The sequence below is a fragment of the Undibacter mobilis genome, assembly GCF_003367195.1.
In the GTDB taxonomy this organism is placed as follows: Bacteria; Pseudomonadota; Alphaproteobacteria; order Rhizobiales; family Xanthobacteraceae; genus Pseudolabrys; species Pseudolabrys mobilis.
The window spans coordinates 1,434,738-1,457,756 of sequence record NZ_QRGO01000001.1; the positions used below are offsets into that span (position 1 = coordinate 1,434,738).

At 62.5% G+C, this 23,019-nt stretch carries 24 protein-coding genes; 10 read left to right on the top strand and 14 right to left on the bottom strand.

Going from position 1 to position 23,019, the window contains the following annotated elements; genetic code table 11:
* Positions 1-12: 12 nt before the first annotated feature.
* Positions 13-711, bottom strand: coding sequence for an HAD-IA family hydrolase (locus DXH78_RS06785; RefSeq protein WP_115516336.1), 699 nt, complete (start codon positions 709-711; stop codon positions 13-15).
* A gap of 122 nt (positions 712-833) precedes the next feature.
* On the opposite strand from DXH78_RS06785, the gene DXH78_RS06790 reads away from it, so the two are divergent.
* Together DXH78_RS06790 and DXH78_RS06795 are read left to right on the top strand one after the other, a co-directional pair.
* Positions 834-1,787 carry a LysR family transcriptional regulator gene (locus tag DXH78_RS06790; protein WP_115516337.1) on the top strand — a complete coding sequence of 318 codons (954 nt, stop codon included), beginning with the start codon at positions 834-836 and terminating at the stop codon, positions 1,785-1,787.
* Positions 1,788-2,042: 255 nt separating this feature from the next.
* Positions 2,043-3,062, top strand: a complete 1,020-nt coding sequence (locus DXH78_RS06795) for a 1-aminocyclopropane-1-carboxylate deaminase (RefSeq protein ID WP_115516338.1) — start codon at positions 2,043-2,045, stop codon at positions 3,060-3,062.
* A 56-nt stretch (positions 3,063-3,118) separates the two neighbouring features.
* Here the strand turns inward: DXH78_RS06795 and DXH78_RS06800 are convergent, their stop codons facing one another.
* The 8 genes from DXH78_RS06800 to phnG are packed head-to-tail and all read right to left on the bottom strand — an operon-like array spanning position 3,119 to position 9,283.
* Positions 3,119-4,270, bottom strand: coding sequence for an alpha-D-ribose 1-methylphosphonate 5-triphosphate diphosphatase (locus DXH78_RS06800; protein WP_115516339.1), 1,152 nt, complete (start codon positions 4,268-4,270; stop codon positions 3,119-3,121).
* A gap of 6 nt (positions 4,271-4,276) precedes the next feature.
* A complete protein-coding gene (gene phnL, locus DXH78_RS06805) occupies positions 4,277-4,972 on the bottom strand; it encodes a phosphonate C-P lyase system protein PhnL (RefSeq protein ID WP_115516340.1) in 696 nt (231 codons plus the stop codon).
* A gap of 3 nt (positions 4,973-4,975) precedes the next feature.
* Positions 4,976-5,764 carry a phosphonate C-P lyase system protein PhnK gene (gene phnK / locus DXH78_RS06810; protein WP_115516341.1) on the bottom strand — a complete coding sequence of 263 codons (789 nt, stop codon included), beginning with the start codon at positions 5,762-5,764 and terminating at the stop codon, positions 4,976-4,978.
* Complete coding sequence (locus DXH78_RS06815; RefSeq protein WP_115516342.1) at positions 5,761-6,231, bottom strand: GNAT family N-acetyltransferase; 471 nt, start codon at positions 6,229-6,231, stop codon at positions 5,761-5,763. Before DXH78_RS06815 ends, phnK begins: the two co-directional genes overlap by 4 nt.
* Complete coding sequence (locus DXH78_RS06820) at positions 6,224-7,102, bottom strand: alpha-D-ribose 1-methylphosphonate 5-phosphate C-P-lyase PhnJ (RefSeq protein WP_115516343.1); 879 nt, start codon at positions 7,100-7,102, stop codon at positions 6,224-6,226. The genes DXH78_RS06815 and DXH78_RS06820 overlap by 8 nt, the downstream gene beginning before the upstream one ends.
* Positions 7,099-8,202, bottom strand: a complete 1,104-nt coding sequence (locus DXH78_RS06825; protein WP_115516344.1) for a carbon-phosphorus lyase complex subunit — start codon at positions 8,200-8,202, stop codon at positions 7,099-7,101. The genes DXH78_RS06820 and DXH78_RS06825 overlap by 4 nt, the downstream gene beginning before the upstream one ends.
* 3 nt (positions 8,203-8,205) lie before the next feature.
* The gene (gene phnH / locus DXH78_RS06830; protein WP_115516345.1) at positions 8,206-8,799 is read right to left on the bottom strand and encodes a phosphonate C-P lyase system protein PhnH; all 594 of its coding nucleotides are present in this window, start codon (positions 8,797-8,799) and stop codon (positions 8,206-8,208) included.
* Between the two features lies 1 nt (position 8,800).
* Entirely contained in the window at positions 8,801-9,283 is a 483-nt protein-coding gene (gene phnG / locus DXH78_RS06835; protein ID WP_115516346.1) for a phosphonate C-P lyase system protein PhnG, read from the bottom strand.
* 128 nt (positions 9,284-9,411) lie between these two features.
* Here phnG and phnF point away from each other — a divergent pair, with 128 nt between their 5' ends.
* From phnF to phnE, 7 genes are all read left to right on the top strand, one after another.
* Entirely contained in the window at positions 9,412-10,179 is a 768-nt protein-coding gene (gene phnF, locus DXH78_RS06840; protein WP_115516347.1) for a phosphonate metabolism transcriptional regulator PhnF, read from the top strand.
* Positions 10,180-10,231: 52 nt separating this feature from the next.
* Positions 10,232-10,879: an LbetaH domain-containing protein gene (locus DXH78_RS06845; RefSeq protein WP_115516348.1), complete on the top strand. Its 648-nt coding sequence runs from the start codon at positions 10,232-10,234 to the stop codon at positions 10,877-10,879.
* Positions 10,880-10,887: 8 nt separating this feature from the next.
* Positions 10,888-12,033, top strand: coding sequence for an alpha-D-ribose 1-methylphosphonate 5-triphosphate diphosphatase (locus tag DXH78_RS06850; RefSeq protein WP_115516349.1), 1,146 nt, complete (start codon positions 10,888-10,890; stop codon positions 12,031-12,033).
* A gap of 16 nt (positions 12,034-12,049) precedes the next feature.
* Positions 12,050-12,745 carry a DUF1045 domain-containing protein gene (locus tag DXH78_RS06855; RefSeq protein ID WP_168192726.1) on the top strand — a complete coding sequence of 232 codons (696 nt, stop codon included), beginning with the start codon at positions 12,050-12,052 and terminating at the stop codon, positions 12,743-12,745.
* 217 nt (positions 12,746-12,962) lie between these two features.
* Positions 12,963-13,925, top strand: coding sequence for a phosphonate ABC transporter ATP-binding protein (gene phnC / locus DXH78_RS06860; protein WP_245416754.1), 963 nt, complete (start codon positions 12,963-12,965; stop codon positions 13,923-13,925).
* Positions 13,926-13,980: 55 nt separating this feature from the next.
* Positions 13,981-15,096 (top strand): phosphonate ABC transporter substrate-binding protein, encoded by a 1,116-nt coding sequence (gene phnD, locus DXH78_RS06865; protein ID WP_115516352.1) that lies wholly within the window; start codon positions 13,981-13,983, stop codon positions 15,094-15,096.
* Positions 15,097-15,167: 71 nt separating this feature from the next.
* The gene (phnE, locus tag DXH78_RS06870; RefSeq protein ID WP_115517764.1) at positions 15,168-15,992 is read left to right on the top strand and encodes a phosphonate ABC transporter, permease protein PhnE; all 825 of its coding nucleotides are present in this window, start codon (positions 15,168-15,170) and stop codon (positions 15,990-15,992) included.
* Positions 15,993-16,008: 16 nt separating this feature from the next.
* On the opposite strand, the gene DXH78_RS06875 is transcribed toward phnE, so the two are convergent.
* Complete coding sequence (locus DXH78_RS06875; protein ID WP_115516353.1) at positions 16,009-16,197, bottom strand: hypothetical protein; 189 nt, start codon at positions 16,195-16,197, stop codon at positions 16,009-16,011.
* A 270-nt stretch (positions 16,198-16,467) separates the two neighbouring features.
* Here DXH78_RS06875 and DXH78_RS06880 point away from each other — a divergent pair, with 270 nt between their 5' ends.
* On the top strand, positions 16,468-16,809 hold the full coding sequence (locus tag DXH78_RS06880) for a hypothetical protein (RefSeq protein ID WP_115516354.1): 342 nt from the start codon (positions 16,468-16,470) through the stop codon (positions 16,807-16,809).
* 21 nt (positions 16,810-16,830) lie between these two features.
* Here the strand turns inward: DXH78_RS06880 and DXH78_RS06885 are convergent, their stop codons facing one another.
* From DXH78_RS06885 to DXH78_RS06900, 4 genes are all read right to left on the bottom strand, one after another.
* Positions 16,831-19,422: a TRAP transporter permease gene (locus DXH78_RS06885; protein ID WP_115516355.1), complete on the bottom strand. Its 2,592-nt coding sequence runs from the start codon at positions 19,420-19,422 to the stop codon at positions 16,831-16,833.
* Between the two features lie 158 nt (positions 19,423-19,580).
* A complete protein-coding gene (locus tag DXH78_RS06890) occupies positions 19,581-20,552 on the bottom strand; it encodes a TAXI family TRAP transporter solute-binding subunit (protein ID WP_115516356.1) in 972 nt (323 codons plus the stop codon).
* A 118-nt stretch (positions 20,553-20,670) separates the two neighbouring features.
* Positions 20,671-21,996, bottom strand: a complete 1,326-nt coding sequence (locus DXH78_RS06895; protein ID WP_115516357.1) for an aspartate aminotransferase family protein — start codon at positions 21,994-21,996, stop codon at positions 20,671-20,673.
* On the bottom strand, positions 21,996-22,943 hold the full coding sequence (locus DXH78_RS06900) for a LysR family transcriptional regulator (RefSeq protein WP_115516358.1): 948 nt from the start codon (positions 22,941-22,943) through the stop codon (positions 21,996-21,998). The genes DXH78_RS06895 and DXH78_RS06900 overlap by 1 nt, the downstream gene beginning before the upstream one ends.
* Between the last annotated feature and the right edge of the window lie 76 nt (positions 22,944-23,019).

A 23,019-nucleotide genomic window follows, 5' to 3' on the forward strand; every position in this document is an offset into this window, starting at 1 on the left:
AAAGCCCCAAAATCACCCGCGCTCTACTGCGTCGGCGAGTTCGCCGAGCGATGTGAAATGGAAGTCGGGCTTGGTGACCACCTTCGGAACGGGCGTGCCTCCAAATCCCTTCAAACCGTGGCGGCGCTCGATCCAGCAGACCTTGTATCCGAGTTCTCGCGCGACGCCGATGTCATGATACTGGCTCTGCGCGACATGGAGGATTTCTTCCTGCTTGAAGCCGTGAGCGGATTGCCGGCCAAGATTATAGAAGAAGAAGCGTGGGTCGGGCTTCGCATGGCCGACCTCGTCGAGCGTGACGCTGTCGTGGAAGGGGCGGCCCAGCTTGTTGGCGCAATTGGTAAAGGCGACCCGATCATAATTCGTCATGGCGACGAGGCGGAACCGGCGCCGCAGGCGCCTGAGCGCATCGGCGGAGTCGACAAATGCGGGCGCGCTGAAGAACATCCGGAAGTACAGATCGCCGGCAGCATCGTCGGCGGGCAGCCCCATTTGCTTGGCGGCCGTGAGGTAGACATCGCGCATGACGGTGCTCGCCGGACCCGGGAATTTCTCACGCGCCGCGAGATACCCCGCGAAGATCTGATCCTCCGTCAGTTGGGCCGCTGCTGCGCCTCCCGCCGCGCGAAACCCGTCGAGAATACCCTTCTCGAAATCGATGCATGTTCCGACGATGTCGAAAGTCAGCACCTTGAAGTCAGCGAACGACATAGCTCGGGCCTTTCAATCTTTATACCGGGCGCGCCATCGACACGGCGCTATCTGAAGAATGTCAAGCATCGGTGCGTTTTCGGCAAGCCGACAAATAATCACCGAGGAGGTTACATTTTGTAATGTCCCATATCAGACGTTTGCTTCCTTCTCTCAATGCACTGGTTGCCTTTGAAGCCGCCGTGCGGTGTGGCACCTTCGCCAAGGCCGCCAGTGAACTTGGCGTGACAGGCCCTGCCGTCAGCCGAACCATCGGCCGGCTGGAGTTGCATCTCGGCATCCCTCTGTTCCGCAGGACGCCAAGAGGCGCCGTCCTGACCAAGGAGGGTACCAACCTGTTCTCCGGGATTTCGCGAAGCTTTGGCGAGATCGAGAGAACCGTCGCCGATCTTGTCGATCGCAACAGGCCGGTACGCCGGCCGATCATGTTGTCGGTTTCGGCTGCCTTCGCCACCCATTGGTTTATGCCCAGGCTGGCCCGCTTTCAGGCCCGCTTCCCGGGGGAAGAGATTCAATTCCAGCTTATCAATGGTCCGTTGGAAGGACCTGTCGACGGCGTCGACATTGCAATGCGGTTCGATCCCCAGGCGGATTCGAATAAACGCGTGTATCCTCTGATGCGCGAACTCCTCTTGCCGGTTTGTGCGGACCGTTATCCGGGTGCGCGCAACGATGCCGATGATCTGCTGCCCGCAGCGGCACGGATGATCTCGCTCAGCGGCTCACAGTTTCAATGGCACCAACTGTTCGCGCCGGACGCCGCGGGAAGCCGGGAGAATGAGATTCTGTTGACTGAATACACATTGGTTGTACAGGCGGCGTTGGCCGGCCAGGGCATGGCGGTTGGCTGGTTAAATGTGGTGTCCGGTCTGCTTGCATCCGGCGCACTCGTGCCGGCTCTGCCTCAGGTCATAGCTACCGGACGCCGGTGTGATCTGATTTTGACCGAACGCCCTCATTCGGATGTCGTGACAGACATCTGCGATTGGATGGTTCAGGAATTCCAGAGTGACATTGCGCGCATCCGCTTGCGCTATCCGGACGTTGGGAGAAGTCTGACGGACTTCAACTGCTAGCGTGTTTCGTTTTGTGTGGTTTCGAAGCCGGCGCAGTAAGTCGGCCGACTTCATCGTGAGGCCGCTGGATCTTCCCGGTTGGTTAGCTCCTCCCCCGCTGAAAGAATATTTCATTGTATTTCTTAAATATGAAAATAGTAACTGAAATAATTAGAATATTAGGTACTTTAGGCGAATAATTGGCCAATTTTTGAGAGCACGTTTCGCTGAGTTCCGGCTACCTTACGGCATCATTCAGACGCCCGGAGGATCGGTGTGCTCAGACTCGACAAGTTCGAACGTTACCCGCTGACCTTCGGCCCAACGCCGATCGAGTTCCTGCCGCGCATGACCGAAGCGCTCGGCGGCAAGGTGCAGATCTACGCCAAGCGCGACGATTGCAACTCCGGCCTTGCCTTTGGCGGCAACAAGCTGCGCAAGCTCGAATATATCGTGCCGGACGCGATCGCTTCGAATGCGGATACGTTGGTGTCGATCGGCGGTGTACAGTCGAACCACACCCGTATGGTGGCGGCAACCGCCGCCAAGATCGGCATGAAATGCGTTGTGGTGCAGGAAAGCTGGGTGCCGCACGAAGACGCTGTCTATGATCGCGTCGGCAATATCCTGCTCACGCGTCTGATGGGCGCCGACAGCCGCATCGTGCCAGACGGTTTCGACATCGGTATCCGCAAGAGCTGGGAAGATGCCATCCAGTCCGTCAAGGATGCTGGTGGCAAGCCTTATGGGATTCCGGCCGGCGCCTCGGTGCACAAGTATGGCGGGCTCGGTTACGTCGGTTTCGCCGAGGAAGTGCGTGCCCAGGAAGCGCAGATGGGTATCAAGTTCGACTATGTCATCGTCTGCGTCGTGACCGGTTCGACACAAGCTGGCATGATTGTCGGCTTTGCCGCTGACAATCGCGCCGGCCGTGTGGTCGGCATCGATGCTTCGGGTACGCTGCAGCAAACCCGCGCCCAGGTACGCGAGATTGTCGATAACACCGCGGAACTGGTCGAGCTTGGTCGCGCGGTGCGTGACGATGAGATCGTTATTCTTGAGGACTACGCCTATCCCGCCTATGGCGTACCGAGCCATGAGACGAACGAGGCAATCCGTTTTGCCGCGCGTACTGAAGCGATGATTACCGATCCGGTATACGAGGGCAAATCGATGCAGGGCATGATCGATCTCGTGAAGAAAGGCTTCTTCCCCGACGGATCAAAAGTTCTCTACGCGCATCTTGGTGGTGCGCCGGCATTGAACGGCTACAGCTACACCTATCGCAACGGCTGATCGTCATGCCGGCCGCAACGATCTATGTCTTGGCGCAAGCGGCACGCGCGGCCCAGTTAGGCGACGCGGCGGCCGGCACTCCAGACGCTGCGCACCGCCGCGCCTTCCGGCGCCACGTGCACGCGAATGACGTCGGCGCGCTTGCCGGTGGCGATCTCGCCGCGGTCATCGAGACCGACCGCTTCTGCCGGTGTTTTCGACACCGTACGGATGGCGGCGGGCAGGTCGTAGTTCGACGCCTGCTGCGGCAGCATGAGCGCAGCGAGCAGCAGGCTCGACGGTACATAGTCCGATGACATCAGATCGAGCAGACCAGCGCGCGCGAGCTCGGCGGTTGCGACATTGCCGGAATGCGACCCGCCGCGAACGAGGTTCGGGGCGCCCATCATCACCTTGATGCCGTTGGCATGCAGGCCTTGCGCCGACGGCACGTTGGTCGGGAATTCGGCGATGGCGACGCGGTCCTTGATTGCCTGATCGACATGCGCGGCCGTCGTGTCGTCATGGCTTGCTATCGGCGTGTCATGACGGTGAGCCAATTCGACCAGACCTTTGTAGTTGTCCGGGGCATATTTCTCGGAATGGGCGATGCGGCGGGCGAACATTTCGTCCAGCTCGGCTTCGCTCATGCCGCCGCTTTTGCCGCGATAATACTCACGCAGCTTTTGAGGATCCTGAAACTGGCGCTGGCCCGGCGTGTGGTCCATCAGCGAGATGAGTCGCACATCGGGACGGCCGATCAGTTCGGCGGTATCGATGACGACCTGCGGCATCGGTACTTCACAGCGCAGGTGCAGATAGTGATCGACGCGCAACAGCCCGGCTGCGCGTGCCGTGTCGATAGCACGGGACAGCAGGGCAGCCTGGCCATCGACGCCTTCGGCGTTGCCTTCCTCGCGCCATACGCGCAGCGAATCGAGCACGGTGGTGATGCCGCTGGTTGCGATCTGAGCGTCGTAGGAGACGACGGCCGATACGGCATTCCATTGCACCTTCGGTCGCGGCTGCACATGCGCCTCGAGATGGTCGGTGTGCAGTTCGACGAGACCGGGCAGCAGCAGGTCGCCTTCGGCGTCAATTCCGCGTTCAGGCGCCTTGCCGTCGCCGATCTCGGCAATCTGGCCGTTGTCGAATGCGACATAGCCGCGTTCGATCACTTTGTCGGCGAGGACAATGCGGGCATTTTCGATGATCGTCGTGTCGGGCATGTTTCTCTAGGCGGCAGTGGCGAAACGGGTGACGTCGACAGCGACGTCGGCGATGTCGTCCCGGACCTGCTCGTCATGAACGATAGCGACGATCGCTGTGCCGCGCGCTTTACGCTCGCGCACAATGTCGACAACCACGGCGCGGTTTTTGGCATCGAGCGAGGCGGTCGGCTCGTCCAATAGCAGGATCGGATGCTCAGGCAAGAGCCCGCGCGCGAGATTGATGCGCTGCTGCTCGCCACCGGAGAAGGTGGCCGGTGGCAGGCTCCACAGCCGCTCCGGCACATTGAAGCGCTTGAGCATGGCGGCGGCGCGCGCCGTGGCGTCGTCTCGGGCGACGCCACGGGCGATCAGGGGCTCGGCGACAATGTCGAGCGCTGAAACGCGCGGGACCGCGCGCAGAAACTGAGTGACGTAACCAAGCGCCCGCTGGCGTACCGCGAGGATGCGCCGTGGCGCCGCGGTGGCGAGGTCGACCTGGGTTTCACCGTCGCGCACCAGGATGGCGCCCTCATCGCAGCGATAATTGCCGTAGATCAGCTTCAGGATCGACGATTTGCCGGTGCCGGACGGTCCGGTGAGCACGACGCACTGACCAGCCTCGGCCTTGAAGCTGACGTCGTTCAGCACCGGCAGCTTGAGACTGCCCTGCAGGTGCATGACGAAGGTCTTAGTGACGTCTTTGAGTTCAAGCGCGGGCATGGTTCACACCGGCAGGATCGAGGACACGAGAAGCTGCGTGTAGGGCTGGTGCGGGTCGTCGAGCACCTGATCAGTGAGCCCGGCTTCGATCACTTCGCCGCCTTTCATGACCATGATGCGGTTCGACAAGAGCCGCGCCACAGCGAGATCGTGGGTAACGATGATGGCGGCAATGCGCATCTCCGAAACGATACGGCGCAAGAGATCGAGCAGGCGCGCCTGCACCGACACGTCGAGGCCGCCGGTCGGTTCGTCCATAAAGATCAGGCGCGGCGCGGTGACGAGGTTGCGCGCGATCTGCAGGCGCTGGCGCATGCCGCCCGAATAGGTGCGCGGCGTGTCGTCAATGCGGTTCTCCGGGATTTCGACGCGGCCGAGCCAGTCGGCGGCGGTGGCGCGGATGCCGGCATAATTGCGCTGGCCGATCGCCATCAGCCGCTCGCCGACATTGCCGCCGGCGGAGACGCCCATACGCAGGCCGTGCTGCGGGTCCTGGTGCACATAGCCCCAGTCGGTGCGCAGCAGGAACCGGCGCTCGGGCTCACTCATCTCCCACAGGTTCTTCATGCCGCCATCGCGCATGCGATAGAGGATTCGTCCGGATGTCGGCTCGATTTGCGTCGACAGCATCTGCAGCAACGTCGATTTGCCGGAGCCGGATTCGCCGACCACCGCCATGACCTCGCCCTCGTAGAGTTCGAAAGAGGCGTCGCGGCAGCCAAGCTGACGGCCGTAATATTTTGTCAGTCCCTCGGCGATCAGCAGCGGTTTGTCGTCGTCAAACGGGGTCATGCCGTCACCTCGTTGAACACGACGCGGAAGCTGTAGCCGTGACGTTCGAAGCCGATGTTCTCGTAGAAGGCGTGAGCCCGCTCGCGCTTGGCATTCGACGATAGCACAATCTTGTAGCAGTGCTTCTCCTTGGCGCGTTCCATGGCGAAGGCCATCATGGCGCGGCCAACGCCGCGGCTATGCACGGCCGGTCCGACCGCGACATCCTCGACCACAGCCGAGGGTGTGCCGAGATGCCCGAGATTGTCCATGATCAGTAGCGCGAAGGTGCCGACGATGCGGCCGTCCAGTTCAGCGACATAGAGCGTGTAGTCCGGGTAGCGGGCGAAGCGATCGAAGATGCGCTCGGCATCGATTGTCGACAGCACCTTACCGTCATCGAGATCGGGCTGGGCGTAGAGTGCCAGCACGCCAGGCAGGTCGCGCTTTTCCGCCTCGCGGATGGTGACAGCGTCGATCTCAGCCATGGGTAGCCTCCTTTCCGGCCATCGTGGCCGGTCCGTGGCCCTCATTTCGCCGCTGTTCGCAGAAATCGGTGTCAGAGCAAACGAACATTCGGCTGCCCTTGTCGTCGGTGATCACTTCGTCGAGATAGGAATTCATCGCGCCGCAAAGTTCGCAGCAAGCGTCGTGCCTATACGGTTCGAATGGATGATCTTCGAAGTCGAGCGACTTCACATGCGTGTAGGGTGGGATGGCATAAATGCGCTTTTCGCGACCAGCGCCGAACAGTTGCAGCGCCGCGCTGTCCGACAGCTTCGGATTGTCGAACTTCGGAATTGGTGATGGGTCCATCACATAGCGGCCGCCGACCTCGACCGGATAGGCGTAAGTCGTGGCGATGTGGCCGTGGCGGGCAATGTCCTCGTATAGTTTTACGTGCATCAGGCCGTACTCGGACAGCGCATGCATGCGGCGCGTCTCGGTCTCCCGGGGTTCGAGAAAGCGCAAGGGTTCGGGGATCGGCACCTGATAGACCAGCACCTGGTTTTCGGTGAGCGCGGTTTCCGGAATACGGTGTCGCGTTTGAATCACGGTCGCTTCTTCGGTCCGCGTCGTCGTTTCGATGCCCGCGGTCTTGACGAAGAACTTACGGATCGAAACGGCGTTGGTGGTGTCGTCCGACCCCTGGTCGATCACCTTTAGCGTATCGTCGGGCCCAAGAATCGAGGCCGTGACCTGCACGCCGCCTGTGCCCCAGCCGTAAGGCATCGGCATTTCCCTCGACGCAAATGGCACCTGATAGCCAGGAATCGCGATCGCCTTCAGGATCGCGCGGCGGATCATGCGCTTGGTCTGCTCATCCAGATAAGCGAAGTTGTAAACTGGCGCGCTCATTCGGCGGCATCCTGCATCGGGGCATCGGACGGCAGATTGGCAGCATGGAATTCGGCTTGCAGTTTGCGCAGCAGGCCGAGTTCGGACTGGAAATCGACATAGTGCGGCAGCTTCAGATGCTCGACAAAGCCGGTCGCCTGCACGTTGTCGGAGTGGCTGAGCACGAACTCTTCGTCTTGTGCGGGTGAGCCGGTCTCTTCACCGAGTTCGCGGGCGCGTAACGCGCGATCGACCAGTGCCATCGACATGGCCTTGCGCTCGCTCTGGCCGAACACCAGGCCGTAGCCGCGCGTGAAGCGCGGTGCCTGCGTGCCGTTGCCGGTGAACTGGTTGACCATCTGGCATTCGGTGACGGCAATGATGCCGAGTGGCACGGCGAAGCCGGCATCTTCAGCGAAGAATTCGACCTCGACCTCGCCGTAGCGGATTTCGCCGGCAAACGGATGCGTCCGGCCGAAGCCGCGTTGAGTCGAATAGCCGAGCGCAAGCAGGAAGCCTTCGTCGCCGCGTGCCAAATTCTGCAGGCGAAGGTCACGGTTCGCCGGAAAAGATAGCGGTTCGCGAGTCAGATCGCCGACCTCATCAGCCGGTGGATCGTCGCCTTCGATCAACCCGCCACCGGCGAGTAACTCGGCAACTGACTTGAAATGTGCGCCGTCGGCCGGCGCGGTGGCGGGTTCTTCGACTTGGCTTTGTTCGGCAAGCGTGTGGTCGAGCAGGCGATGGGTGTAATCGAAGGTCGGCCCCAGCACCTGCCCGCCGGGCAAATCCTTGAACGTCGCCGAAATGCGGCGGCGGATTTCCATCTCGCCCGTTTCTAGAGGCTCCGATGCACCGAAGCGCGGCAACGTCGTGCGATAGGCACGCAGCAGGAAGATGGCCTCGATCAGGTCGCCGCGCGCCTGCTTGATGGCGAGCGCGGCCAGTTCGCGGTCGTAGAGCGAGCCCTCGCTCATCACGCGGTCGACTGCCAGAGCAAGCTGGTTGTCGATCTGATCGAGCGACAGTTCCGGGACATTGGGGTCGCCGCGCCGCGCATCGGCGAGGAGCTTGTGGGCATTGTCGATGGCGCGTTCGCCGCCTTTGACTGCGACATACATGGCTCAGCGCTCCCCCACCGTGACCGAGCGCGGCAGGGCCGCGATGTCGGTGCCGGCCACCAGCACCAGATCGATGCCGCGCGGAAACAGCGCGCGGTTCTCCTTCATGCGGGCGGCAAAGCCGGCGGGCAGAGGCGACGCAGCGAAGTCGCGCGTCGTCTTGATGCCGGGGCCGCGCAACGTGAAGCCGCCGCCACTGAAGCGCGTGATCTGCATAATGAGCGTGGTCGAGCGATCGGGATATTCGGCCGTGCCTTGAGCAAATTGCGCGAACGACGGCGCCGCATCGGCATCTGCAATCAAGGCGAAAGCTGCATCGCCCGGTTCGCGCACGATCGGCGCGCCGGTGTGGAAGCGAATCCAGTCGGTAATGTTTCTGTCGACCGCAAATTTGGCATCGAGCCACAGCGGGGTTTCGTAATCGGCAAGGCTCTTGATCAGCGCGGCGGTAGCGGGTGCGAAGGGTGCAGGCGCATCGACGCCCTTGAGCTTTCGGATGTCGCCCGGCCGCGCCGTGCATTCCATCAGCGCACGGAACGCAGCCTGGCTGGCGTAGGCCGGATCGAACTCGGGTGTATTGGCGGTGATGTCGAGCATCTCAATCCTCCCCGCGTACCAGCGTGAAGAAGTCGACTCGGGTCGCCGCCGTGCGGGCGCGAGCGAGGTCTTGCTGTTCTTTCTGCTTCTGTCGCAGGGGCGCGAGTATCTGAGTTTCGACGGCCTCGCGCCGGTCTTCGACTTGCCAGAGCGCGTCGCACAGCGCGACCAGCCGTGCCTTCTCCCGGTCGCGGCCGAACACGTAACCGAAACCGGTTTCGCCGGAGGCAAGCTGCACGGCGGCGCGCGTTACGGTGGCTTCGCCGGCATTGAAAGGCGCGCCGCGCGAACCGATACGGCCGCGGAGCATGACGAGGCCGATCTCGGGGGCGCGCGGCTCGGAATATGACACTCGGTCATGAATCTGATGCAAGCCGCGGGCAATATCTTTCGAATCAGCGCGCGCCAGAACGGCGAGGGCTTCCCGCCGTTTCGCGAGATCGGGCAATGCGTTGCCTGAATCGGGGTCGGTGTCGGGAATCATCCGCGATATCTCGGCTGGCCGGGGTTCCGAAGTTGTCTAGTGGGCTAGACAAGTCGCATTTATAACTTGTCTAGCCGAGTAGACAAGTTATAAATGCGCAGCCGTGACGCTGTGATGACAGGGCCGCCATGCTCACTCGCACACCCCGGGGTGTTTCCAGAGGGTCTTCGGACCGCGACGATCTGCTCGCCCGCGGCGTCATGCTGTGGCGCTGCATTGCCGACGATTTCGAGCAGGCGATTCTGGTCGGCAAGCACGACAACGGTTCGAAACTGCCGGCGGAAAGCGAAGTCGCCGCGCGTTACGGCGTCAATCGGCACACCGTGCGCCGTGCCATGGCGGAACTGGCGACGCGCGGGCTGGTGCGCACCGAGCGCGGCAGCGGAACATTCGTCAAAACCGACAAGCTCAATTATCCCATCAGCCAGCGCATGAAGTTTTCCGAAATCGTGGCCGCCGCCGGTCACGAAGCGGAAGGCCGGCTTCAGGGGCATCGCCACGAAGCGGCGAGCGAGGACATTGCCCGCGATCTCGGCATCAAGCCGGGCGACGAGGTGGTGCGGCTGGAAATTCTGCGCGCCGCCGACCGGGTGCCGATTTCGGTATCAACCTCGTGGCTGCCGGCGGACCGTTTCGGTGACGCCGCCAAAGTGTTCCGCCGCGCCCGTTCAATCACGCGCACGCTCGAGCATTTCGGCGTCAAGAGCTACCGGCGCAAATGGACGCGCATCAGCGCCGGTTTCACCGATGCCGTGGATGCCGGCCGGCTGCGGCTGTCGGTACATCGGCCCATTCTCATAGCCGAGGGCCTCAATGTTACCGATGAGGACGTCCCGATCATGCTGGCGCGGGCGCGTTTCTCCGCCGACCGTGTGGCGCTCATCGTGGAAAGTTGAGTGATGCATTGCGCGTCACGTAAGTGTCACTAATCGGGCGTTTTAAAGCACTATGGCAAGCCAACTCTCCACCACACCCGTCGTCGATCCGACCGCCGAGGTGAAGCGTTCGACGCTCGGCACCTATACCGAGGTCGGCCCCCGCACCAAGCTCCTCGAAGTCGAGCTCGGCGATTACTCTTATGTCGTCAACGACAGCGATATTGCCTATGCGACCATCGGCAAGTTTACCTCGATCGCGGCGATGACCCGGATCAATCCCGGCAATCATCCGATGCATCGCGCCACGCAGTCGCACTTTACCTACCGCGCCAGCGCCTATTTCGATGGCGCGGCCGATGAGGCCGAGTTCTTCGACTGGCGGCGCTCGTTCCACGTCACCATCGGCCATGACGTCTGGATCGGCCATGGCGTTATTGTCTTGCCGGGCCGCTCCATCGGCACCGGCGCGGTGGTTGGCGCCGGCGCGGTCGTGACCAAGGATGTTCCGCCTTACATGATCGCCGTCGGCAATCCGGCGCGGGTGCTGCGGCCGCGTTTTTCGGCCACCGTCGCCGAACGCATGGTCAAACTCGCGTGGTGGGACTGGCCGCATGAACAGGTCGGCCAAGCGCTCGCGGATTTCCGTGCACTCAGCGCCGAAGCGTTTCTCGACAAGTATGAAGGCGCGGCGCTGCCAGCGCGGCAGGCAGCGGGCTAAGGACACTCATGCGTATTCAGGGCGGACAGGTTCTGGCCGGTGGCGACTTTGTCGAGGCCGATATCCAGATCGACGACAAGGATGGCGCCATTGCAGCGCTCGGCGCCGGTGGCGGCAATGGCCGCAGCTTCGATGCGCGCGGGCTTTATGTGCTGCCTGGCATTGTCGATATCCATGGTGATGCCTTCGAGCGGCAGTTGATGCCGCGGCCTGGCGTCGGCTTCCCCATCGATATCGCCTTGCAGGACAGTGACCGTCAGGCGGTCGCCAACGGCATCACCACCATGTTTCACGGCCTCACCTGGTCGTGGGAGCCGGGCCTGCGCGGCGCCGAGAATGCGCGCGCCGTGCTCGGCGCCATCGAAGCTCTGCGGCCCGCGCTCGGCGCGGACACGCATTGCCATCTGCGCTACGAGACTTTCAACCTCGACGCCGAAAAGGAAGTGACCGACTGGCTCGGCGCGCGCCGCGTCGGCATGCTTGGCTTTAACGATCACATGCCGAGCGCCGATTCGCCGCCGCGCACACGAAAAATTTCCGAGATGGCGGCCCGTGCCGGTCTTACCGTCGATGATTTCAACACGCTGGTTGAACGTCTGCGCGGTCGCGCGGCCGAAGTACCGGGCTCAATCGAACGTCTCGCCAAAGCCGCGAATGCCGGCGCTGTCGCGATGCTATCGCATGACGACATGTCGCCGCAGCAACGGCAATGGTTCCGCGCCCTCAATTGCCGGGTTGCCGAATTTCCGGTGAATGTCGAAACCGCCGAAGATGCGACCAGGGCTGGCGATCATGTCGTCATGGGCGCGCCCAATGTCGTACGCGGTGGCAGTCATATCGGCTGGGTCGCCGCCGCAGATATGATCGCGCGCGGTCTCTGCACCGTGCTGGCGTCGGACTATTACTATCCGGCGCTGCTGCTCGCCGCATTCCGCCTGGAGCAGGACAAGGTGCTTCCGCTGCATCAGGCCTGGGCCTATGTGTCGGAGCATCCGGCCCGCGCAGCGGGGCTCGCCGATCGCGGCACCATCGCGGCCGGTAAGCGCGCCGATCTCGTTCTCGTTGATGCCGCCGATCCGTCGCGGCCAAAGGCGGTGGCGACGATGGCGAATGGCCGTTTCGTCCATCTTGCCGACTCCGGCCGTCTGCACTGAGGCCGGGGGCCGGACCATGTCGGCGCGCTATGCCATCTATTATGTGCCGGCCGCTGCAAGCGCCCTCTATCGCTTTGGTGCGTCGGTGCTCGGCTACGACGCCTTTACAGGCAATGACGTGCCTTATCCGGATGGTGTTGACGCGGCCAAGTGGCCGGCCCTGACACGGGAGCCGCGGGTCTACGGTTTTCACGCGACGATGAAGCCGCCGATGCGGCTCAAGGACGGTGCCACTGAGCGCGACCTGACGGTGTCATTCCTGACCTTTGCGAATGAGCAGGCGCCGGTTCATGCCGGCACGCTGGTGGTCCGGGAGCTCGGCTCCTTCATTGCGCTGGTGCCGGCCGAACCCTGTGCGCCGCTCCACCGCCTCGCCGATGCCTGCGTTAGTGCCTTCGATGATTTTCGTGCTCTGCCGACGGAGCAGGAACTGGCGAAGCGGCTGAAGCCGGGCCTCACCGAACGCCACATCGAGCACCTCTATCGCTGGGGCTATCCTTACGTGTTCGAGGATTTCCGCTTTCACATGACTCTGACCGGCGCGCTGCCTGTGCAGAAGCGGATGGCTGCCTACAATTTCCTGGGCCGGCAGTTCGACCAATTGCCGGATGCGGCGGCCCTGAACGTTGATCGCCTGGTCATTTCAAGGCAGGCGACCGCCGGTGCGCCCTTCGTCGTGCTCAATGAAGTGGCACTGGGTGGCATCACCTGAGGTTGACTGGTCATGCCCCGCGACAGCGGAGGCATCCAGTAATCCATTGAAGACGTTGCGCTAACTGGATCGCTTGTTGCTCGAGCGATGACGGCGCCTTGTCTTTGCCGCGACTCCGGCCCCCTCATGTGCGCATCGGAAGAAACCCCGGCCGCATTCATCCGACTGTCACATGCCGTTGTTAGCGATTGTGACAACGAGGTCAGGAGGGCGCGGCGTGACAACGGAAGCTGTCATCGACGCTATCGGTATTTCCAAATCCTATCAGCGCGGCAAGCCCGTGTTGAACGACGTGTCCATTTCGCTCAAGCGCGGCGAGATGGTGGCGTTGATCGGCGCCTCGGGTTCCGGCAAGTCGACTTTGATCCGCTCGCTGGCGGGTCTGATCCCGATCGACGGAGCGCGCGACGGCAAGGCCAGCGGTCAGATCACCGTACTCGGCCAGGCAATCCAGCGCGGCGGTCGCATCAGCTGCAGCCGCACGCTGCGTGCCCGCATCGGCGTGATATTCCAGCAGTTCAACCTGGTGCCGCGGCTGTCGCTGCTCACCAATGTCTGCTTCGGCCTGCTCGGTCGCCTGCCGACGGCGCGCGGTACGCTTGGCCGTTTCAGCGATGACGACAAGCGCGTGGCCATGCAGGCCCTGGCGCGCGTCGGCATTGCCGAACATGCGCTGCGGCGCGCCAACGATCTGTCCGGCGGGCAGCAGCAACGCGCCGCCATTGCACGCTCGCTGGTGCAGGGCGCCGAACTGCTGATCGCCGACGAACCGATCGCCTCGCTCGATCCGGCCTCGTCGCGCCGCGTCATGGATCTGGTCGCCGACATGAACCGTCAGGACGGCCTCACCGTGCTGGTGTCGCTTCATCAGGTCGAATACGCGATGAAATACTGCCCGCGCACCATTGCGCTCAAGGACGGCAAGGTTGCCTATGACGGCCCTTCGAGCGCGCTGACGCCGGCCTTTCTCAACAACATCTACGGCGCCGAATCCGAAGAGCTGTTCCTGCCGAACTTCGGGGCCGTACCGGAACCGGATGGCGGCCTGCACTGGTCGGATCCGCAGGCTGCTGTGAACGGCAACGGCCATTGGTCCGATCCGCCGACGGTTGTCATGCCGCCTGCATCCACTGTGGCTATGACGAGGCCGCACGCGAAAGCCGGGCGCCTGACCGCCTGAGTGCGGGAATCGCTCGACCCGATTGACAAGAAACGACTGCAACAGGAGAAGCATCATGCGCAAGCTAGCCATGCTTGGTACCGCTCTGGCGATCGCCGCCAGCCTTTCGGCGACCGCGGTTCAGGCCCAGACCAAGGAAATCAACTTCGGCATCATCGCGACCGAAGCGAGCAGCAACCTGAAGACCATCTGGGAACCCTTCCTCGCCGATATGGCGAAGGGCACCGGTTTCAAGGTCAACGGCTTCTATGCCTCCGACTATGCCGGCGTGATCGAAGCGATGCGCTTCAAGAAAGTGCAGATCGCCTGGTACGGCAACAAGTCGGCGATGGAAGCCGTCAACCGTGCCGACGGTCAGATCTTCGTGCAGTCGGTCGATTCCGATGGCAATCCTGGCTACTGGTCGCATCTGATCGTGCAGAAGGATTCGCCAATCAAGACCCTCGAGGACGTGCTCAAGTGCGATAAGACCGTCACCTTCGGCATTGGCGACCCGAACTCGACGTCAGGTTTCCTGGTGCCGACCTCGTACATCTTCGCCGCCAAGAACATCGAGCCGAAGGACTGCTTCAAGACCGTCCGCAACGCCTCGCATGAGGCGAACGCGATGGCGGTGGCCAACAAGCAGATCGACGTCGGCACCAACAACAGCGAAAACCTGCGCCGGCTCGAAAAGACCGCGCCGGACGCCGCCAAGAACATCCGCGTGATCTGGACCTCGCCGCTGATCCCGAGCGACCCGATCGTCTGGCGCAAGGATATGTCGACCGAAGACAAGACCAAGCTCTACACCTGGATCCTGAGCTATGGCCGTATCGGCACGCCGGATGAGATCGCCGCCGCGAAGAAGATCCTTGCGGGCCTGCAATGGGCGCCGTTCAGCCCGTCGGCTGACGATCAGTTGCTTCCGATCCGTATTCTGGAAAACAACAAGACGATCATGAAGATCAAGGGCGACGCCAAGCTGTCGGCCGAAGACAAGGCGACTCAGATCAAGTCGCTCGAAGCTGAGGTCAAGACCTGGCAGGCTGCGGCCGACAAGGCCAATGCCAGCCCCTTCCGCAAGAAGGTCGCCGAATTCCAGGAAGCCGACAAGGCCGGCGATCAGGCCAAGCTGAAGAAGATCATCGCCGAACTCGCGACGTCCATGACATCGACGCCGATGAACTAACCTACCATCCGGGCGCCGGACCACGATTGGTTCGGCGCCCTTTTCCTGTCTAACGCCAGCCCGTGGACGCCATGACCGACGCCACCGCTCATATGACCGGCAAACTCGCGCCGGAGATCGTCGTGCCTCGGCACACATGGTCGCACCGCCTGAAGAGCTGGGCGATCTGGGTCATCATATTCGGCTTGCTGGTGTGGAGCTGGTCGCCGGCTGAGATGTTCCGCGCCTCGTCCCTGGTGACCGACTGGCGCAACATGGCCGAGTTCGGCAAGGCCTTCCTGACGCCGAATTTCCACCATTGGGAAAGCTACCTTATCGACATGGTGGTGACGATCCAGATCGCGATCTGGGGCACGGCGCTCGCCGTCATCTTCGGCATTCCGGTGTCGATCCTCTGCTCGTCCAACGTCGCGCCGCAATGGATCGTTCAGCCGGTGCGGCGCTTGATGGACGCCTGCCGGGCCATCAACGAAATCGTATTCGCGCTGCTGTTCGTCGTCGCCGTCGGTCTCGGCCCGTTCGCCGGCGTGATGGCGCTGTTCGTTCACAATCTCGGCATCTTCGCCAAGCTGTTCTCGGAAGCGGTCGAAGCCGTCGATCCGCGCCCGGTGGAGGGCATCCGCGTCACCGGTGCGATCAAGGTGCAGGAAGTGGTTTTCGGTGTCATTCCACAGGTGATGCCGATGTGGTCGTCGCTGACGCTGTATCGCCTGGAGACCAATGTGCGTTCGGCCACCACGCTCGGCATTGTCGGCGCCGGCGGTATCGGCCAGACCTTGTACGAGAGCATCCGCAGCTTTCACTACGGCGAGACCGCGGCGCAGATCATCATCGTCGTGCTGACGGTCATGGTGCTCGACATGGTCAGCTCGCGCATCCGCGCCACGCTGGTCTGAGACGCTCCCGGGACAATCAGTGCTGCTTTGCTGACGGCCGGACGACGCGCGGCTTGATGCGTGGCTTGCTGCGCGCCTGACGGCGCGCGCTCAACACCGCGCGGGCATTGTGCGGATCGATCTCGCCCGACAGCACGCCTTTGGCGATCTTGAGCCAGTACAGTGCTTCGCTGTCGTCGTCGCGCGCTTGGGTCGGTTTCGTCATCGCCCGCACTCTCATTGGCATTCCAATGCTAGCGCGGCGGCAAAGGCTGTAAACGATAGCGTGCATCATTTTGTGGGATAACGCGGACTGAAATGCGTTTGTCATAAATCTGTCATGGAAATTGCCGGATTGCGTGCCCTGGAACCCGAAAAAATACGCAGTTATCTCAGCGCGTTACTCGTTCGTTCGGTGGCGTCATTGACCCTCCGGCGGTTCCCGTTACGCTGACCGCAATCAAACGTGGCCCCCAGTACAGACGGCGAGTGCGACATGTCGAAAAAAGACGACACCATCAAAGCGCTGAAGAAAAAGCTGAAGAAGCTCAAGGCCGAAATCGCGGCGCTGACGGGCGGCAAACCAGCCAAGGCCGACAAGAAGAGCGCCAAACCGGCAAAGACCAAATCCGCAAAGACCAAATCCGCAAAGGCCAAGCCTGCAAAAGCCAAGGTCGCGAAGACCAAGTCTGCAAAGACCAAACCGGCGAGCAGCAAAGTGAAGAATGCCGAACCGGCGAAGACGCTCACCCCGCCATCGGCGAAGCCCGAGCCGATGAAGATCGTCGCCAAGGAACCGGCGCCGCTGACGCCGCCAGCCCGCGTCGCCGCGGGCTGATCCGTCACGATTGACCGCTTGTCAGCGCGCCGTGGCGGGCTCAAGCGCGTCCTGGCGCCGCCGTTGCAGCAGCACGATGCCGGCAAGCACGACCAGCGCCGGAATATAGAGCCAGAAGCGGCTCGGCCGCTCCGCCGGCAGCAGCACCGACAGAATCTGATCGCCATTGCCGAGGCCATACTTCGTGGCCTGGCTGCCGAAGCGCACATTGCCGATCTGCGTGCGGTCACCGACCGTCATCACGTCGAGTCCGGCCGCGCGCAGGCGTTCCGGTCCCGTCGCGCCTTCGCGCAAGGTGAGGCGGATGACCTTGTCGACCTCGTCGCCGGCCCGCGTCTGGCTCTTGACGCGGAAGCGGATGGTCGTGCCAGGTGGCGCATCGTTCGCGACGCGGACGAGATCGGCCGCCGGGCGCGTTACGTAAGGGTCGATGATCTGGTCGAGCCAGAAGCCCGGCCGGAACAAGGTGAAGCAGATCAGGAACAGCGCCACCGTTTCGTACCAGCGGCTTTTCGTCAGCATCCAGCCCTGCGTTGCCGCAACGAAGCAACCCATGGCAATCGTCGCAGAGAGGACCACCAGAACGAGCTCAGACCAGCTTCCGATGTCGATCAGCAGAAGCTGCGTGTTGAAGATGAAGATGAAGGGTAGCAGCGCGGTGCGGATCTCATAGCGAAACGCCTGCACACCGGTCTTCACCGGATCGGCGCCGGATATGGCCGCCGCTGCGTAGGCGGCGAGCCCGACCGGCGGCGTCACGTCGGCCATCAGGCCGAAGTAGAAGACGAACATATGCACGGCGACGAGCGGCACCGCGAGATCGTTCTGCGACGCCAGTTCGACCAGCACCGGCGCCATCAACGTGGCGACGACGACGTAGCTCGCGGTGGTCGGCATACCCATGCCGAGGATGAGGCAGATCACCGCCGTCATTACCAGCATGACGAAAAGATTGCCGCCGGAGACCGCCTCGACGATTTCCGTCATCACCAGGCCGATGCCGGTAAGTGATACGGTGCCGACGATGATGCCGGCCGCCGCAGTGGCGATGCCGACCGACGTCATGTTGCGCGACGCGCCCTGGAATGCGGCGATGAGATCGTCAGCGCCGTCGCGCAGGCGCGCAACATAGTTATGCTCGTTGCGGAAGAAGGCGAGCAGCGGGCGTTGCGTCAGCATGACGAAGATCAGCAGCGCCGTGCCCCAGAACGCCGACAGGCCGGGCGAAAGCTCTTCCACCATCAGGCACCAGATCAGCACGATGACCGGCAGCAGATAATGCAGCCCCGTGTTGGCGGTCGTGTAGAAGTCGGGGACCTTGACGATGGCCTTGGTCAGATCGTCGGCCGGCAGGTCGGGATGTTTTGCCTTGTAGCGGATCAGGCCCACATAGGCCGCGATCAAAGCAATGCCGAGCACCCAGGTCGCGGCGTTGCCGAATGCTGTCTTGGTCCAGCCAATGCCGTAATAAATGAGTCCGCTGAGCACGACGATGCCGCAGACGGTCATCAGTGCGCGCAGTAGCACGTGATGGACGGGCGCGGTCGAGGCGCGCGGCAGGCCGCGCATATGCGCCTTTGCCGCTTCGATATCGACGATGTAAAACAGCGCACCGTAGGTGAGGATGGCCGGCAGGAAGGCGTGCTTCACCACTTCGGCATAGGTGATGCCGACATACTCGGCGATGAGAAACGCGGCGGCGCCCATCACCGGCGGCATGATCTGGCCATTGACGCCCGCCGCGCTTTCGATAGCACCGGCCTTCACCGCCGAATAGCCGACGCGCTTCATCAGTGGAATCGTGAAGGTGCCGGTCGTCACGGTGTTGGCGATCGATGAGCCCGAGATCATGCCGGTCAAGCCCGAGGCGACGACGCCGGCTTTGGCCGGTCCACCGCGATAAGTGCCGAGCATGGCGAAGGCGAGCTGAATGAAGTAGTTGCCGGCGCCGGCGCGTTCCAGAAGGCTGCCGAACAGCACGAACAGGAACACGACGCTGGTCGAAACACCGAGCGCGACGCCGAAAATGCCTTCCGAGGTCAGCCACATCTGCGACGCGGCGCGAGACAGCGAGGCACCTTTGTGCGCGAGCAGACCGGGCAGCCACGGTCCGGTAAAGATGTAGATCAGCATGATCACTGCGATGGCCGCCAGCGCCGGGCCGACAGCGCGGCGAGCCGCTTCCAGCAGGCAGAGCACGCCGACGATCGAAACGACGATATCGATGGTCGTCGGCAGGCCGGGTCGCAGTGCAATGGCATCGTAGAACGCCATGAGATAAAGCGTCGCGCCGACGGACAGCAGCGCCAGAATCCAGTCGCCGATCGGAATGGTGTTGCGCGATGACGCCTTGAAGGCCGGGAACGTCGCGAATACCAGCATGAAGGCGAAGGCGAGATGAATGATGCGCGCCTTGCCGTCGTTGATAATGCCGAAGTTGAAGGCGTAGGGCAGGGGCGAGGCATACCAGAGCTGGAACAGCGCCCAGGCCAGGGCGACACCGAAGATGAACTTCTTGTTGAAGCCCGTCGTCTTGCGGCCGCCGGTGTCGGCTTCCGCGACCATGGTTTCGAGCTGTTCGCGGGTGGCCGCGGATTGAGTGGTGTCGGACATCGCGGTTCCCCTCTGGACGCGAAACAGAAAATGCCGAAGCGTCATGGCTTCGGTGGGCGGCGCGATCTAGTTTTTTTTGAATGATATGCGGCGCGCCGCGACGGAACGATCTCAAAGAAACGGAGGCGGCCCTGGGGCCGCCTCCGACCGGCCTGGACTTACATCCAGCCCTTTTCCTTATAGTACTTCGCGGCGCCCGGATGCAGCGGGGCCGACAGGCCATCCTTGATCATCTTCTTCGGATCGAGGTTGGCGAAGGCCGGGTGCAATTTCTTGAACTCTTCAAAGTTGTCGAACACGGCCTTGGTCATCGCATAGACGGTGGCTTCCGGCACCTTGGCCGAGGTCACCACAGTCGCCAGCACGCCGTAGGTCTCGGTCGGGTTCGGATTGTTGGCATACATGCCGCCCGGGATGGTCGCCTTGGCGTAGTACGGATACTCCTTGACCAGCGCATCGATGGCCGCGCCGCTGAGCGAGATCAGCTTGGCGCCGCACGCGGTGGTCGGGTCCTGAATCGCCGCCGACGGATGGCCGACACCGTAGTAGAAGCCGTCGATCTTGTTGTCGCAGAGCGCGGTGCCCTGCTCGTCGGCCTTCAACTCAGCCGCCAGCGAGAAGTCAGACAGCTTCCAGCCCATCTTGGTCAGCAGTTCTTCCATCGAGGCGCGGGTGCCTGAGCCGGGATTGCCGACATTGAAGCGCTTGCCTTTGAAATCCTCGAACTTCGAAACGCCGGATTCCTTGCGCGCCAGAACCGTGAACGGCTCCGGATGCACCGAGAACACGGCGCGAAGATCGGCGTCGGCCTTGTCCTTGAACTGGGCCTGACCCTTAGCAGCGTTGAACTGGACGTCGGACTGCGTCAGGCCGAATTCGAGTTCGCCCGACTTGATGGCGTTGACGTTGAACACCGAACCACCGGTCGATTCCACCGAGCAGCGAATGCCGGTGGTGGCGCGATCCTTGTTCATCAGACGGCATACCGCGCCGCCGACCGCGTAGTAAACGCCGGTCACGCCGCCGGTGCCAACGGTGACGAATTTCTGCTGCGCCAAGGCCGGCGAACCGGTGAGCACCGCGATCAGGCCGGCTGCGGCAACGCCGCCGGTCAATGTCATTTTGTTCATTTAAAATCCCTCCAACCTGGTTGTGAGTTATGCGTCGTTCGGTGTCGTGGACCTTGTTGTGCGGTCCATCATCACGCATTCCGGCACGTCGCCGCAATGCGTATTTCTTCGCCCGGTCCTATGAACCGATGGCGGTATCGATCGCTTCGCCCAGTCTTTCGACGATTTGATCGATCGTATCATTATCGCTGATGAATGGCGGGGCCATCAGCACATGATCGCCGCTCTTGCCGTCCTTGGTTCCCCCCATCGGGTAAACCATGAGGCCCCGCGCCATGGCTTCCTGTTTGATCCGCGCGTGCAATTTGCGCGCCGGATCGAAAGGTTCCTTGGTGCCGCGATCGGCGACGATTTCGACGCCTTGAAACAATCCGCGGCCGCGCACATCCCCGACAAAAGGATGATTGCCAAAGCGCTCCTGCAGACGGCGGGACAGCCGCGCGCCCTGCGTGCGCACATTAGCGAGCAGGTTGTCGCGGCGAATGATGCGTTGCACGGCAAGCGCTGCGGCACAGGCGAGCGGATGGCCGGTATAAGTGTGGCTGTGCTGGAAAGCGCCTGAGCCCTTGGCGATGATGTTGAAGATCTTCGCCGACAGCATCAGCGCGCCGATCGGCATGAAGCCGCCGCCGAGGCCCTTGGCAATCGCCATCAGGTCCGGCGCGACGCCGTCCTGTTCGCAGGCGTGCAAGGTGCCGGTGCGGCCCATGCCGCACATCACTTCGTCGAGGATGAGCAGCACGCCGTATTGATCGCAGATCTGCCGCACGCGCTTGAAATAGCCGGGCACCGGAGGCGCGGCGCCGAGTGTGGCGCCGACCACGGTTTCGGCGATGAAGGCGAGCACATTGTCGCCGCCGAGTTCGTTGATCTTGGCTTCGAGTTCCTGCGCCAGCCGTTCGCCATAGGCCTCCGGCGTCTCGCCGGCATGGCGGTCGCGGTACTCGTAGACCGGCGAAACATGATGGGTCTCGATCAGCAGCGGCGAGAAATCGCGCTTGGCCGAAGGGCGGCCGCCAATCGCCAGCGCACCGAAGGTAATGCCGTGATAGCTCTGCCGTCGCGCGATCAGATGGCGGCGCTGCGGCTGGCCGCTCTCCACCGCGCTCTGCCGCGCCAATTTGATTGCCGCTTCGATGGCTTCGGAACCGCCGCTGACGAAGAAAGTGTGATCGAGGCCGGCTGGCGCATGGGCGGCGAGTTCGTCGGCCAGTTCCTCGAGCGCAGGCGTGGTGAAGAAACTGGTGTGCGCGAACTCAATCTTGTCGAGCTGCGCCTTCATGGCGTCGATCACCTCGCGATGGCCGTGACCGAGGCAGGACACTGCGGCGCCGCCGGAGGCGTCGATATATTGCTTGCCGGTTGCATCATAGATGTGAACGCCTTCGCCGCATACCGCGAAGGGATAATCCTTGCCGATCTGGCGATGCAGTACGTGAGTCATCAACGGTTTCCTGAAGCGAGTGCCGCGGGTTTGTCGGCAAAGAGAGCGATCGGCGATTTGCGCAAATGCGCCATCAGACGCTGCACGGCAGGGCCCGAGCGTGCGCGGTCGCAGAACGCATAAATGGTGAAGGGTGCCGACCAGCGATTGTCGCCGGCCGCCTTGATCTTGCCGTCCGCGACCGCGTCGGCGGCGGCGGATTCCGGCAGCCAGCCAATGCCGTGGCCGGCGACGATCATGTTATGAAGAGCGCTGGCAAGATCGGACTCGAAGGCCTTGTAGGAATGCACCGGCGCGGGCGCCGACTGCATGATGAGATCGGCCATGCGGCCCATGAAGGTGCTGGTCGAATAGTTGAGCAGAGGGAAGGGCGATTTGGCGGTGCCGGGCAGCTTGTAGGCCGGCTGGCCGTTCTTCATCGCGACATAGGGCCGAAACCACTCGCTGGCGATGGCGACGCGCTCGTAATGATCGGGATCGAGGAAGATCGGCTGCTGCGCATGATGGAAAACGAGCAGCACGTCGGCGAGTCCGGCGACATGCGCGGTCACCGCGTCATGCACATTGCTGGCGAGCAGGCGGCAACCCGATGCGCCGGTGATTTCCTGCCAAACGCTCCACCACGCCGGAAAACGCGAGATGGCGAGCGTGTGCGGCAACGCGAAGGTGATGACCTCCTGGCCGATTTCCGATTCGCCATTGATGCCGGCGCGGGCATCGACCATTTGTTGAATGATGTCGGCGGCGGTGCGGCGGAAGCGCTCGCCGGCCGGGGTCAGCTTGGTCGGATAGCAGGAGCGGTCGATCAGTTCGACGCCGAGCCAGGACTCGAGCTGCTGGATGCGGCGGCTGAACGCCGGCTGCGAGGAGTGACGCGTCGCCGCGGCTTCGGTGAAATTGCTCACCTCCGCCAGACTCAAGAAGTCCTGCAGCCAACGAAAATCCATACGCACCCCTGGACGCCGATCGAACGATAATCGGCCGCAGCCCATCTTATCATGCAAATTTTGCATAAGAGGCTTT

Excerpts from the sequence above, each read along its gene's own strand:
- phnF (WP_115516347.1), top strand. The coding sequence starts at position 9,412 with ATGCTCACTCGCACACCCCGGGGTGTTTCCAGAGGGTCTTCGGACCGC.
- DXH78_RS06885 (WP_115516355.1), bottom strand. The coding sequence starts at position 19,422 with ATGTCCGACACCACTCAATCCGCGGCCACCCGCGAACAGCTCGAAACC.
- phnG (WP_115516346.1), bottom strand. The coding sequence starts at position 9,283 with ATGATTCCCGACACCGACCCCGATTCAGGCAACGCATTGCCCGATCTC.
- DXH78_RS06890 (WP_115516356.1), bottom strand. The coding sequence starts at position 20,552 with ATGAACAAAATGACATTGACCGGCGGCGTTGCCGCAGCCGGCCTGATC.
- DXH78_RS06845 (WP_115516348.1), top strand. The coding sequence starts at position 10,232 with ATGGCAAGCCAACTCTCCACCACACCCGTCGTCGATCCGACCGCCGAG.
- DXH78_RS06790 (WP_115516337.1), top strand. The coding sequence starts at position 834 with ATGTCCCATATCAGACGTTTGCTTCCTTCTCTCAATGCACTGGTTGCC.
- DXH78_RS06785 (WP_115516336.1), bottom strand. The coding sequence starts at position 711 with ATGTCGTTCGCTGACTTCAAGGTGCTGACTTTCGACATCGTCGGAACA.
- DXH78_RS06800 (WP_115516339.1), bottom strand. The coding sequence starts at position 4,270 with ATGCCCGACACGACGATCATCGAAAATGCCCGCATTGTCCTCGCCGAC.
- DXH78_RS06855 (WP_168192726.1), top strand. The coding sequence starts at position 12,050 with ATGTCGGCGCGCTATGCCATCTATTATGTGCCGGCCGCTGCAAGCGCC.
- DXH78_RS06900 (WP_115516358.1), bottom strand. The coding sequence starts at position 22,943 with ATGGATTTTCGTTGGCTGCAGGACTTCTTGAGTCTGGCGGAGGTGAGC.
- DXH78_RS06895 (WP_115516357.1), bottom strand. The coding sequence starts at position 21,996 with ATGACTCACGTACTGCATCGCCAGATCGGCAAGGATTATCCCTTCGCG.
- DXH78_RS06825 (WP_115516344.1), bottom strand. The coding sequence starts at position 8,202 with ATGTATGTCGCAGTCAAAGGCGGCGAACGCGCCATCGACAATGCCCAC.
- DXH78_RS06815 (WP_115516342.1), bottom strand. The coding sequence starts at position 6,231 with ATGGCTGAGATCGACGCTGTCACCATCCGCGAGGCGGAAAAGCGCGAC.
- phnK (WP_115516341.1), bottom strand. The coding sequence starts at position 5,764 with ATGACCCCGTTTGACGACGACAAACCGCTGCTGATCGCCGAGGGACTG.
- phnH (WP_115516345.1), bottom strand. The coding sequence starts at position 8,799 with ATGCTCGACATCACCGCCAATACACCCGAGTTCGATCCGGCCTACGCC.
- phnE (WP_115517764.1), top strand. The coding sequence starts at position 15,168 with ATGACCGACGCCACCGCTCATATGACCGGCAAACTCGCGCCGGAGATC.
- DXH78_RS06820 (WP_115516343.1), bottom strand. The coding sequence starts at position 7,102 with ATGAGCGCGCCAGTTTACAACTTCGCTTATCTGGATGAGCAGACCAAG.
- DXH78_RS06850 (WP_115516349.1), top strand. The coding sequence starts at position 10,888 with ATGCGTATTCAGGGCGGACAGGTTCTGGCCGGTGGCGACTTTGTCGAG.
- phnL (WP_115516340.1), bottom strand. The coding sequence starts at position 4,972 with ATGCCCGCGCTTGAACTCAAAGACGTCACTAAGACCTTCGTCATGCAC.
- DXH78_RS06875 (WP_115516353.1), bottom strand. The coding sequence starts at position 16,197 with ATGACGAAACCGACCCAAGCGCGCGACGACGACAGCGAAGCACTGTAC.
- phnD (WP_115516352.1), top strand. The coding sequence starts at position 13,981 with ATGCGCAAGCTAGCCATGCTTGGTACCGCTCTGGCGATCGCCGCCAGC.
- DXH78_RS06880 (WP_115516354.1), top strand. The coding sequence starts at position 16,468 with ATGTCGAAAAAAGACGACACCATCAAAGCGCTGAAGAAAAAGCTGAAG.